Origin of the sequence: Campylobacter sp. (genome assembly GCF_052169515.1) — a bacterium.
Taxonomy (GTDB): Bacteria; Campylobacterota; Campylobacteria; order Campylobacterales; family Campylobacteraceae; genus Campylobacter_A.
In genome coordinates this window covers 76,577-88,314 of the sequence record NZ_JBQNCH010000008.1, presented here as the reverse complement: position 1 = coordinate 88,314, position 11,738 = coordinate 76,577, and the positions used below count along the sequence as shown (strand labels likewise).

Annotated in this window: 14 protein-coding genes; 8 read left to right on the top strand and 6 right to left on the bottom strand. The window is 36.4% G+C overall.

Translation table 11 applies throughout. The features are described 5' to 3' along the window. Positions 1–65: 65 nt before the first annotated feature. A complete protein-coding gene (locus ACTTKV_RS04215; protein WP_442549399.1) occupies positions 66–1,601 on the bottom strand; it encodes a flavocytochrome c in 1,536 nt (511 codons plus the stop codon). Positions 1,602–1,741: 140 nt separating this feature from the next. Here ACTTKV_RS04215 and ACTTKV_RS04210 point away from each other — a divergent pair, with 140 nt between their 5' ends. Next, positions 1,742–2,530: a LysR family transcriptional regulator gene (locus tag ACTTKV_RS04210; RefSeq protein ID WP_442549398.1), complete on the top strand. Its 789-nt coding sequence runs from the start codon at positions 1,742–1,744 to the stop codon at positions 2,528–2,530. Between the two features lie 146 nt (positions 2,531–2,676). On the opposite strand, the gene hisG is transcribed toward ACTTKV_RS04210, so the two are convergent. The 5 genes from hisG to ACTTKV_RS04185 are packed head-to-tail and all read right to left on the bottom strand — an operon-like array spanning position 2,677 to position 5,797. After that, the gene (gene hisG / locus ACTTKV_RS04205; RefSeq protein ID WP_442549397.1) at positions 2,677–3,285 is read right to left on the bottom strand and encodes an ATP phosphoribosyltransferase; all 609 of its coding nucleotides are present in this window, start codon (positions 3,283–3,285) and stop codon (positions 2,677–2,679) included. Beyond that, positions 3,282–3,911, bottom strand: coding sequence for a type III pantothenate kinase (locus ACTTKV_RS04200; RefSeq protein ID WP_442549396.1), 630 nt, complete (start codon positions 3,909–3,911; stop codon positions 3,282–3,284). Before ACTTKV_RS04200 ends, hisG begins: the two co-directional genes overlap by 4 nt. Beyond that, positions 3,898–4,230 carry a hypothetical protein gene (locus ACTTKV_RS04195; protein ID WP_442549395.1) on the bottom strand — a complete coding sequence of 111 codons (333 nt, stop codon included), beginning with the start codon at positions 4,228–4,230 and terminating at the stop codon, positions 3,898–3,900. Before ACTTKV_RS04195 ends, ACTTKV_RS04200 begins: the two co-directional genes overlap by 14 nt. Then, positions 4,227–5,234, bottom strand: coding sequence for an L-seryl-tRNA selenium transferase (locus ACTTKV_RS04190; RefSeq protein ID WP_442549394.1), 1,008 nt, complete (start codon positions 5,232–5,234; stop codon positions 4,227–4,229). Before ACTTKV_RS04190 ends, ACTTKV_RS04195 begins: the two co-directional genes overlap by 4 nt. Continuing rightward, entirely contained in the window at positions 5,234–5,797 is a 564-nt protein-coding gene (locus tag ACTTKV_RS04185; RefSeq protein ID WP_442549393.1) for a hypothetical protein, read from the bottom strand. The genes ACTTKV_RS04190 and ACTTKV_RS04185 overlap by 1 nt, the downstream gene beginning before the upstream one ends. A gap of 124 nt (positions 5,798–5,921) precedes the next feature. Between ACTTKV_RS04185 and gatC the strand changes: the two genes are divergently transcribed. The 7 genes from gatC to ACTTKV_RS04150 are packed head-to-tail and all read left to right on the top strand — an operon-like array spanning position 5,922 to position 11,726. Beyond that, positions 5,922–6,209, top strand: a complete 288-nt coding sequence (gatC, locus tag ACTTKV_RS04180; protein ID WP_442549392.1) for an Asp-tRNA(Asn)/Glu-tRNA(Gln) amidotransferase subunit GatC — start codon at positions 5,922–5,924, stop codon at positions 6,207–6,209. Positions 6,210–6,219: 10 nt separating this feature from the next. After that, positions 6,220–7,347, top strand: coding sequence for a type IV pilus twitching motility protein PilT (locus ACTTKV_RS04175; RefSeq protein WP_442549391.1), 1,128 nt, complete (start codon positions 6,220–6,222; stop codon positions 7,345–7,347). Further along, a complete protein-coding gene (locus ACTTKV_RS04170; protein WP_442549390.1) occupies positions 7,347–7,961 on the top strand; it encodes a CvpA family protein in 615 nt (204 codons plus the stop codon). The genes ACTTKV_RS04175 and ACTTKV_RS04170 overlap by 1 nt, the downstream gene beginning before the upstream one ends. A gap of 1 nt (position 7,962) precedes the next feature. Further along, a complete protein-coding gene (locus ACTTKV_RS04165) occupies positions 7,963–8,430 on the top strand; it encodes a Fur family transcriptional regulator (RefSeq protein ID WP_442549389.1) in 468 nt (155 codons plus the stop codon). 4 nt (positions 8,431–8,434) lie between these two features. Further along, the gene (lysS, locus tag ACTTKV_RS04160; protein ID WP_442549400.1) at positions 8,435–9,943 is read left to right on the top strand and encodes a lysine--tRNA ligase; all 1,509 of its coding nucleotides are present in this window, start codon (positions 8,435–8,437) and stop codon (positions 9,941–9,943) included. Further along, positions 9,940–11,184 carry a serine hydroxymethyltransferase gene (locus ACTTKV_RS04155; RefSeq protein ID WP_442549388.1) on the top strand — a complete coding sequence of 415 codons (1,245 nt, stop codon included), beginning with the start codon at positions 9,940–9,942 and terminating at the stop codon, positions 11,182–11,184. The genes lysS and ACTTKV_RS04155 overlap by 4 nt, the downstream gene beginning before the upstream one ends. After that, a complete protein-coding gene (locus ACTTKV_RS04150) occupies positions 11,184–11,726 on the top strand; it encodes a DUF1882 domain-containing protein (protein WP_442549387.1) in 543 nt (180 codons plus the stop codon). Before ACTTKV_RS04155 ends, ACTTKV_RS04150 begins: the two co-directional genes overlap by 1 nt. The last annotated feature ends 12 nt before the right edge of the window (positions 11,727–11,738 follow it).

The following is an 11,738-nucleotide window of genomic DNA, read 5'->3' as shown; positions in this document are numbered from 1 at the left end:
ATAGTCCTCGTGTGGTTAAAATTGTATTAATGTTAAGGTAGTGTGCCGGGGAGGGCACACTAAATTTATACATTTTCTCCAGCGATCATGCCAAATACTATACAATCAGTGATCGCAACGGTACCTAAGCGGCTAGCTCCGTGCGTACCACCAGTGATCTCGCCAGCTGCGTAAAGACCTGGTATTGGCTTGCCAGTCTTGCTTGATATGACTTGGGCTTTTTCGTTGATCTTTAGACCGCCCATTGTGTGGTGAGGCTTTGGAGATAGGCGGATGACGTAAAATGGACCAGCTTCGTTGATCTCAAAAAGTGCGCTCTCTTGCTTGCCAAATTCGTCTTTTTTGGCTTTTACGCCTTCGTTATATTTTTTGACTGTCTCTTTTAGCGCATCAGCTGGCACACCGTATTTTTTAGCAATATCATCTAGGCTAGCACACTCTCCGACTACCTTACCGCTACTCATTCCTTTATTGATCACATCTTCGCTAAGCTCTTTAAATGCCATTTTCGTATCAGCAAATGTGATAGGGAATTTATCAGGTGCTGATCTTAAAATTTTAAACTCAGCGTCCGCTCTTGTTTTGCGGTCAGCTAGCTCATTCATGAAGCGCTTGCCAGTTCTTACGTCTACTGCGATGCCGTATTTAAATGTGCCTTGTTGAGTTAGGATCGGAGCTGTACCAAAGCCTTTCTCATCAGGGCTCGCCCATGGACCAAACTGGATCCAGTCTATTTGCACAGGATATGCGCCAAGCTCAAATGCCTTTAAAAGCACGCCAGCTGTCGCGCCTGCGTGGTTTGTACTATCGACGTTATCTGGGATACGTGGGTCTTGAAGCTTTCTAAACGCCTTATCCCTGCAAAAGCCGCCAGCTGCAAGGATGACGCCCTTGTTTGCTTTTATGGTCTTTTTGGTGCCGCTTGTGTTTTCTAGGTCATCGCTGTAAAGTTTGTCATCAAATTTATACTCTTCTCTTACGGCAACACCTACTACTTTACCACTCTCATCGACAACAAAGTCGTCAAATTTAGTTCTTCTTACTAGCTTGCAGCCATCTGTTTTTTCAAATTTCTCAAGCATAGGCTGGATGTAGCCTGAACCGCTATCATTTGTCGTAAGCATCGATCTAGCCACGCTGTGACCGCCAAAGTGAGCGCAGTGATCCATCTTAAACTGCACGCCGCAGTCTACTAAGAAGTTAAATGACTCCATCGCGCGGTTAGCTAGGGTTTCAAGTAGCTCTGGGTGATTTAGTCCAAGGCCTGCTTTTAGGCAGTCTTCTATAAATAGTTCCTTGCTATCTTTTATGCCGGTTTTTGCCTGCACCGGGTTTACTGGAACAGCCATACCGCCGCCATTTATGACAGAGTTACCACCGATCCTACCCATTTTTTCTACGATCAAGACTTTGTTTCCCTTTTTGGCTGCGCTAAGGCCGGCCGCAAGCCCAGCAAATCCAGAGCCAATGATGACAACGTCGTATTCTTCGTCAAATTTGACATCTTTTGCGTCTATGGCAGAAGCTTGTGTATTTACTGTACCCAAAGCTAAAGCACCAGCGCCCATCATACTCATTTTGAGCATTTCACGTCTTTTCATTATTCACTCCTTATTGAGATATATCTTAAATCATAAAATTAATATTGGTATTTTATATTAATGGCACTATTAAGTCAAATATTATTTTGTATATGATTTAATAGCTAAAAGCTATAATAAATTAGATTTTGAGGTGAAAAATGAGCCTTAGACAAATGGAATTTGCAGTGAAAATAGCCGAGCTAAAAAGCTTCACAAAAGCAGCTCAGGAGCTAGATATTGCACAACCATCTTTATCAAAAAGCATAATGACTTTGGAAAAAGAGATAGGAGTTGAAATTTTTGATAGAAAAAACGGACTAAAACTTACATATGCTGGTGAAATTTATATAAATAAAGTAAAAAATTTACTTAGGCTAAATAGCGAACTAAATAACCAAATGCACGATCTTTCCACGATGAAGCGAGGCAAACTCACTATAGGCGCAACCTCTATAAGCTTTAAATTTATAGAAGATACCATAACTGCTTTTTGTAATAGATTTTCAAAGGCTGAGATCAAAATAGTTCATGTGCATTCTGAGTCAGAGCTTATGGAACTACTAAGAAATGGTAATCTTGATCTCATTTATACAGCACATTTTGGCGAGTTAAATGTAGATGATTTTACGCACGAGTTTATAAAAAAGCGAAGGCTTTTTCTGAGTGTTCCATCGTCTCATCCTATTTTGCCTAAAGTGATGGTAAATTCTACTGATAAATATCCAAAAGTATCGCTTAGTGAGTTTTGTGAAGATAAATTCGCCCTAAGTTACAAGGCATTAAAGAGCAATATAAATTTCCAAAAAATTTTCAAAAAGCAGGTTTTGAGCCAAAGTTATTTTGTGATACATCTTATATGTATGTTTCAAATGCTATGGTGGCTGCAGGACTTTGCGTGGGTTTTAGCTATGTGCAGTATGTGTTTGAGAAGCAAAAGGATTATATAAATTTGCTTGATATAGCAGATGAGCCGATGCTTGATGTATCTTTTTCAGTGGTCTATAAGCAGCAAAGCAAGCTTGCAAAAGAGTTTATCAAGATGTTAAAGGCAAGTAAAAACATAGAGTAGTGAAAATTTAGAGGCAGTAAAGCTCTAAATTTCTTCTTTTATTTTTTTATAAAGCTCTAAAATCTCATCTTTTTTAATGATAAAACTATTTTTATTTGCTATTAGATAAGCTGAGCTTTGCATGATATCACCAGCGATTTTTAGTCCGTTTTGTTTCATGGTTGAGCCAGTCTCTACTACATCAACTATTGCATCGCTTAACCCAACTAATGGTGCAAGTTCGATCGAGCCATAAAGCTTGATAATCTTTACAGCTACAGCTTGATTTGTAAAATAATTCCTTGTTATATTTGGCATTTTTGTAGCTATTTTTAGCTCTGGTTGGTTTAGGTCTAGATCAGAGTCGTTTTTTATGCCGATGCAAACTTTGCATTGTCCGATTTTTAAATCTAGTAGTCTCACAACATTTGGCTTATGCTCTTCAAGTACGTCAAGTCCCACTACGCCAATATCTGCTGCGCCTTCAGTGACGTAAGTTGGGATATCTTGGTTACGAACCATTAAAAACCTAAAATTTCCCTCTTCAAGGATTAGTTTTCTATCTTCAAATAAAAAACTTGAACCAAAAATTTTTCTAAAAATTTCTAGCGTTGCTTCGGCTATTCTTCCTTTTGGTAGTGCTACTGTTATCATATTATTATGTCTTTCTTTTCATTTATTAGCTTTTGCATGGCACGAAAAACTAGCATCTTGTCACAAATAGCATTTTTAAAAAATTTGGACAAAAAGTCGCCATCTCCACCAGTAAAATAGACTTTTTTATCACCGGCTAGTTTATCTAGTAGAGTTATTATCGGTTTAATAATGCCATAACTTACAGCATCGGCTGTTTTTTGTGGTAGGGCATCTATGTCAATTTGTGAATTTATAGTGATATCAAGTCGTGGCGAGATACTTTTATAGGCATTTAGCATACTTGAAATGCCTGGCACGATATATCCTCCAAGATGGATAGAGTTTGCCATAATGTCAACCGTTATCGCACTTCCAGCATCAACGATTACGCCATTATTTATAGAATAGCATGCAGCCACTCTATCTACGCCCAATCCCTGATATATCGTATCTATAGTAAAAAATGGTTCTAAATTTACAAACATCTTGTTATCTTTTAAAAGATTTAAAATTTCATCATTTACAGATATAAAGTATACTTTTTTCTCTGGTTTAAAATTTTTAAACTCAGAAATTTTCATACGTGAAATTTTTCCATCTTCTAAAAAAGTAGCGTTCGTGTTGCCTATATTACACAAAATCATAACATCGCCAATTATTATCTTGTAGCTCTTTTAGTGCTTTAGAGCAAATTTCAGAGCTGTAAAATATAGTTTTTTTTCTTAAATTTATTTGGAATTTTGCCTCTATCTTTTTAGAAATTTCTTCAAGTTCTAAAGCCTCTTTACGTAGCAATCTACTTTTTGCTTTTCTTAAAAAGACGAGATTGTAAAATTTCTTATTATCAACACCCCAAAAGATATCAAGCGTCTTTTTTGTGCTAAAGTCACTTGTATTAAGAGCTTTGATATCTTTTAAAAGGATATTTTTGGCTTCAAAAAGCTCCCAAATTTTTTGGTTCATTGTCCTAGATTAACAAGCTCGTTGTCATAGTAAAAGACATTATTTCCCATAAAGCTCTTGTCGTTTATTTCGTCACTAAACTCGTAAATTTCAGCTCCACCTAGGTCTAAATTTGTCTTTATAACATAGCCTGTTTTTTCGATTACATAAAGCTTATTATTGATAATAGTAGCCGCTGAGAAGATGGCAAATTTGAAATTCACTTTATTTTGCTCTTTTAGCATAAGATTTGTTCTTACGATCGTACCGTCTTTTTTAAATATATAAATTTCATCGTTATGAACTAATACGTCTTTGATCTCTCCGTCATAATAAACAGTTTGACTTGGGTTAATGACGATAAGCTTTTTAGCTGTTGCTGCGATTAGGTTATCACCCTCTACGCCTAAAAATATGATGTTATTAAAGAAATTTTCAGAGCTTACGACCACGTCACGTAAAATTCTACCAGTTTCTTTTTGGACTATATAAATTTTACCATCGAGCGCCGGATATACTATAAGCGAACTCATAAAATAAGGCGCTACAACTCTTGAATCAACTGCTGCAATGTCAGATGAGCTATATTCCATTATTGTTGTAGCTGTGTTGATATCTATTAGATAGATGTGGTTTGATGCGCTAATAGCTGCTAACTGATTTTGATCAAGAGAGGCTGCTACGATTGCAGTTGGAAATTTTCCGTTATAAATGCTATTGCCACTAGGATCCATTACTTTTAGATCTCCGCTTATGCTAGCTGAGATGATAAACCCATTGTTTTCATTTAAGAAGTTAAAATTTTCAGGCAATTTAATGCTCGTGTTTAAGCCATTTTTGGTGATGATGTTGCCGTTATTTAACGTCGCACCATTTGCATTTGCTGATTTTATATAAGAAGGAAGATCTTTTGACAAAGATACCTCACCTGAAGTTTGAGTAGGCTCGAAATATTGTCTTTTTGTGCCACATCCACTTAAAACTAAGGCCAAGGCAAAAGCCAAGAAAAGAGTAAGTTTTTTCATTATTTTATTCCCTGATAATGTTTTAAATTTTTAACTAAAGTTTGAAGTTGAGAGTCAAGTGAAATTTTATTAAATTCCTCATTTGCCTCTTTAATTTTATTTTGTTTCAATAACTCAAAGCCTTTCAATAAGGCATTATATTCGCCTAAAATTTCATTGTTTGTATCGATACTTTGAGAAAGGATAATCTCCTTTACAATAGGATTTATTTTTAAATTTGCAAGCTCGCTAATACCTTTTGTTTCGTTTTTATCAAGCATTTGCTGAAGCGAGAAAAGTGCGTATAAGCTTGGCTCTTTTTCTTTTAAAACGTTTAAGGCATTTGCATCATTTGGATCCAAGATAAGCTTTGAATAAGCCAAATTTGCCTCTTCAATCCTGTTTTCGTTTAAAATTTTATTTGAATAAAATCCAACGATCGCAATGACAGCAGCAAGGCAGATTATGATCAGTAGGTTTTTGTATTTTTTTAAAAAACGCTCGCCTTTTATCATATTTTCTAAAAATTGCTCTTGAGCATCAATCTCTTTTTTTATCTGGGTTAGATCTTCTTTTATAGCCAACTTTTTTCCTTGTTTTTAAAAAATTTTAATTCGCAGATTTTAGCATAATTAAATTAAAACTAGCCCAAAATTAAAGCTTTAATGTGATATAATGTCTCAAAATTGATCAAAAGGTTGTTGAATAATGCAAATAGACGACGCTCTTTTAAATAAATTAGAAAAACTCTCTGCATTGCAAATCAGCGATGAGAAAAGAGAGGAAATAAAAAAACAACTAAGCGAGATTGTATCTTTCGTAGATGTTTTAAGTGAGCTTGATTTGAGCGGTGAAGAAGCTGTAGTTAGCTCGATAAAAGGCGGTACTCCTTTAAGAGAAGATGAGCCAAGATTGAGCGATGTAGTTGATACGATCTTAAAACATGCTCCTTTGCGAGAGGGACATTTTTTTGCCGTACCAAAAATAATAGAATAATGGTAAAAGCATGGATCTAATCGAGCAGCTTCAAGCAAAGAATTTGCATATTCAAGCCCCAGAAAACAATCCTTCTTTTGACATAAAAACACTTCTAAGGACCGTTGTTTCTAGTAAAGCAAGTGATCTTCATTTGGTTTCAAGATCTGAGCCACAGATAAGAGTAGATGGTGCTTTAAAGCCGCTTGATTTTGGTGTGCTAAATGGTAAAGATATAGAAAATTTATGCTACACCTTAATCTCAGATGCCCAAAAACATGAGCTTGAAAATAGTAAAGAGCTTGACTTTGCAATTGAGCTTGAAGATATCGGTCGTTTTCGTGGAAACTACTACTATACAATGAATGGTGATTTAGCAGCTGCTTTTCGTATAATTCCAATAGAAATTCCCTCACTTGATGAGTTAAATGCTCCACAAATTTTTAAATATATCATTAGACGTGAAAAGGGGCTTATTTTAGTTACTGGTCCGACAGGAAGCGGTAAATCAACAACTCTTGCAGCGATGCTTAATGAGATAAATTTAAATTATAGAAAGCATATTATTACAATCGAAGATCCAGTCGAGTTTGTACACAACAACAAAAAAGCTCTATTTTCGCATAGAAATATTGGTACTGATGCGAGTTCTTATTCAAGAGCCTTGAAATCTGCGGTTCGTGAAGATCCAGATATCATACTTGTTGGCGAGATGAGAGATAGAGAGACGATATCTACAGCTATAACTGCTGCTGAGACTGGTCACTTAGTCTTTGGTACGCTACACACAAACTCAGCCATACAAACGATAAATAGGATTGTCGATAGCTTTGATGGAAGTGAGCAGCTTCAAGTAAGAAATATGCTCAGCGTGTCATTAACTGCTGTTGTTTCACAAAGCCTTATCCCAAAAATAGGTGGCGGAAGATGTGCCGTACATGAAATTTTAATAAATAATATGGCTATCTCAAACCTGATACGCGAGAATAAAATACATCAAATTTATTCACAAATGCAGCTTAATCAGCAACAAACAGGTATGTGCACGCAAACACAGTCTTTGATGAAAGTACTAAAAGAAGGCAAGATCACAAAAGAACACGCACTAGCTTATTCAACTAGTCAGCAAGAACTTCAGAATTTAATAGGAACTGTATAATGGATTTAGTAACATGGTTTGACATTATCATTGTTGTCCTTGTTTTAATGCTTGGTATAAAAGGCATATTAAATGGACTTATAAAAGAGACTTTTGGGCTTATTGGACTTATTGGTGGTTTGATCGTGGCTACTAGATTTTCAGATGTAGCTGAGGAATTTATAACTAAAAATATATATAAATTTGAAAATCCTTCATTTTTACAATTTGTCGCATTTATCTCTCTTTGGCTGGTTTTTTGGATAGTTTGTCTGCTAGTTGGTAAATTTTTATCAAAGATAGTTTCAGTAAGTGGACTTAGCTTTTTGGATAGACTTGGTGGATTTGTTATGGGAAGTGGTAAAATTTTCTTAACATTTTCGGCCGTAGTAGCTGTAATATCCGGTACATCGCTAAATAATGTAATCGCACCTTACTTTACAAACAGCAAGGTCTATCCGGTTTTAATAGAAACTGGCAAATGGATAACAAATCTTGACGTGAAAAATATTAAAAACGAGCTAGATGAGATGATGGTAAGACCAAAAGATGTAAACAAGACTGATGTGTTTATCTCAATGGATACAAATACCAGTGTAAATACCGACTATAATGCCACAAAAAAAGGGGAATAAGATGATAGAAAATTTAGAATATGATGCTCTGCTTGAGAAATTTAAAAGAGTACTCCGTGATAATGGGCTAAAGTACACAAAACAACGCGAGATTTTGCTAAAAACGCTTTACAACAACGACGAGCACTTTACGCCAGAGAGGCTATATCTTTTCATAAAAGAGACATATCCTGAGCTAAATATCGGTATCGCAACTGTTTATAGAACGCTAAATTTACTTGAAGAGTCAGAGATGGTAACATCTATCAGTTTTGGCTCACAAGGTAAAAAATTTGAGCTTGCAACAAAGCCGCATCATGATCATATGATATGCAGGAAATGCGGTCTTATAGTAGAATTTGAAGATCAAATAATAGAAAAAAGACAAATCAGCATAGCAAAAGAGCATGGTTTTAAACTAACTGGTCATATGATGCAGCTTTACGGAATTTGCGAGAAATGCTCAAAAAATAATATAAAGGGAAAGTAAGGTGATATTTGACAATCAACATGAAATTCAACGACTAGAAAGTATAGACGAGCTAAGAAATTTAGGAATAAATCCATATCCGCATTTTCTTAGAAGGGATATGAACATCTCTAAATTTAGACTAAAATTTAACTATATTAAAGATACAGAAGAGAAAAAGGCTGAAGGTCAGTTAGTAGGTCTTGCAGGTAGGATAAAGCTGATCCGTGATGCCGGAAAAGCTGTTTTTGCAAATATTGAAGACGAAAATGGAAATTTACAAATTTACTTTAGCAACAAAACGCTTGATCCAGAGTGGTTTAAAGTAGTTAAAAAATACGTAGAGATCGGCGACATAGTCTATGTTAGAGGCTATGCATTTATAACAAAAACTGGCGAATTTTCAATGCATGTAAATGAGCTTAGCCTTGCTTCAAAGTCGATAAGTCCGCTACCTGAAAAGTATCACGGTTTAGTTGATGTTGAAACAAGATATCGCCAAAGATACCTTGATATGATAATGAACCCAGAAGTTAGAGCCGATTTTAAAAGACGCTCAGTGATTATTAGCACGATTAGAAGATTTTTTGAAGAAAAAGGCTTTTTAGAAGTTGAAACACCGATGCTACACCCAATAGCAGGTGGCGCAAATGCTAAGCCATTCATTACTTTCCACAATGCCCTTGGAGTCGAGAGATATCTAAGGATCGCACCTGAGTTATACCTCAAACGCCTTATAGTAGGCGGCTTTGAGGCTGTTTATGAGATGAATAGAAATTTTAGAAACGAAGGTATGGATCTTACTCACAACCCTGAGTTTACAAGTATAGAGTTTTATTGGGCATATCATAACTATCATGATCTGATGGGTATCACAGAGGATCTCTTTAATGTCATTTTAGATAAGCTAGATATGGAAAAGGTTGTAAATTTTGACGGCATGGAGATCGATTTTAGTAAGCCGTTTAAGCGAATAAGCTACAAAAAAGCTCTCGTTGAGATCGGCGGACTAGATGAGGACATCATAAATGACAAAGATAAAATTTTAGTAAAACTAATGGCTGATGGTTTTGAAGCAAATGAGAAACTTGATCTTGGTCACTTACAAGCCGAACTATTTGATAACTATGTAGAGAGCAAGCTTATACACCCAACTTTTGTTATCGATTATCCGATTTCGATCAGTCCACTCTCAAGAAGAAGTGACGCAAACCCTGATGTGGCAGAGAGATTTGAGCTATTTATCGCTGGTCGTGAGCTAGCAAATGGTTTTAATGAGCTAAACGATCCAATCGATCAATACAACCGCTTCAAAGCTCAAATAGACGTTAAAAATGCAGGCGATGATGAGGCACATGAGATGGATGAAGATTATGTAAAAGCCCTAGGCTATGGCATGCCGCCAGTTGCAGGTGAGGGTATAGGTATCGACAGACTTGTCATGCTTTTGACAGATAAAAAATCAATACGCGACGTTGTGCTCTTCCCAGCGATGAGGCCACTAAAAACTGAGACAAAGGAGAACGAAAAATGAGTTTGCAAAGCTATGATAAAGACATTTACGATCTAGTAAATTTAGAGCTAAAACGCCAATGTGATCACCTTGAAATGATCGCCAGCGAGAATTTTACATATCCAGAAGTTATGGAAGTAATGGGCTCAATTCTAACAAACAAATACGCTGAAGGCTATCCTGGCAAGAGATATTATGGTGGCTGCGAATTTGTAGATGAGATTGAGCAAATAGCGATCGATAGATGTAAAGAACTTTTTGGATGTGAATTTGCAAACGTTCAACCAAACTCAGGCTCACAGGCAAATCAAGGCGTTTACGGGGCTTTGCTTAACCCAGGTGATAAAATTTTAGGCATGGATCTAAGCCACGGCGGACACCTAACTCACGGCGCAAAGGTAAGCAGCTCTGGCAAAATGTATGAGAGCTTCTTTTATGGCGTTGAGCTTGATGGTCGCATAAACTATGATAGAGTTATGGATATCGCAAAGATAGTAAAACCAAAAATGATCGTTTGTGGTGCAAGCGCTTATACAAGAGAGATCGAGTTTAAGAAATTTAGAGAGATAGCTGACGCTGTCGGCGCGATACTCTTTGCAGATGTTGCTCACATTGCTGGCCTTGTTGTGGCTGGCGAGCATCAAAATCCTTTCCCACACTGCGATGTCGTAAGCTCAACTACACATAAAACTCTAAGAGGCCCAAGAGGCGGCATCATCATGACTAACAACGAAGAGTACGCTAAAAAGATAAACTCTTCTATCTTCCCAGGCATCCAGGGCGGTCCACTAGTTCATGTCATCGCTGCAAAGGCAGTTGGTTTTAAGCACAACCTTAGTTCTGAGTGGAAAATTTATGCTAAACAAGTGAAAGCAAATGCTAAAAAACTTGGCGAGGTGCTAATAAGTAGAGGCTTTGAACTAGTAAGTGGCGGCACTGATAATCACCTGATATTAATGAGCTTTTTAAACCGCGAATTTAGCGGTAAAGATGCTGATATTGCTCTTGGCAATGCTGGTATAACAGTAAATAAAAACACAGTTCCAGGTGAGACAAGAAGTCCATTTATTACAAGTGGCATACGCGTTGGAAGTCCTGCTCTTACAGCCCGTGGCATGAAAGAGGCAGAATTTGAGCTAATAGCAAATAAAATAGCTGATGTGCTAAGTGATATAAATAACGCATCTTTACAAGAGAAGATCAAAGGCGAACTAAAAGAGTTAGCTCATAAATTTATAATCTATGATAAAGCGACATTTTGATGCAAAGTATTGATACGGCACTTATAAAAATTATTACAACTCATTATTACATCAAGCGTGATACGATAGTGAACAAGATAGAATATAGGGGTAAAATTTTCTTTGATAAATTTGAAAAGATAAATGAGCCACTAACATATAATGTGATCAAAAGTCACGAAGAGGGCAAGGCTATCATTGCCCACTCTTTGATAAACGCATATGATAAAGTTGAAAATATAGTTTTTGACTATAATGGTAGAACCCCAGATAGATTTTGGCATAAAGCCCAGCTTCTTTTAAGAGAAGAAGGGTTTATAAATTTTACGGCTTACGAGAGTAAGACGCCAGGACATCTGCATCTTTATGTACATAAAGGTCATACCACACTAAATGAGGCTTGTCAGCTAGCAAATGTGCTCAATGTAAAGCTTTCACAGAAGTTGCCTAAAGAGTGGAGAATGTTTCCAAATATCGATATGCCAAAAGAGTTTAACATACTAACTCTGCCTTATAAACTCTATCAAAAAGAGCGTGGGGCTAGTTGGTCAAAATATATGTAATAAAGATAAGGA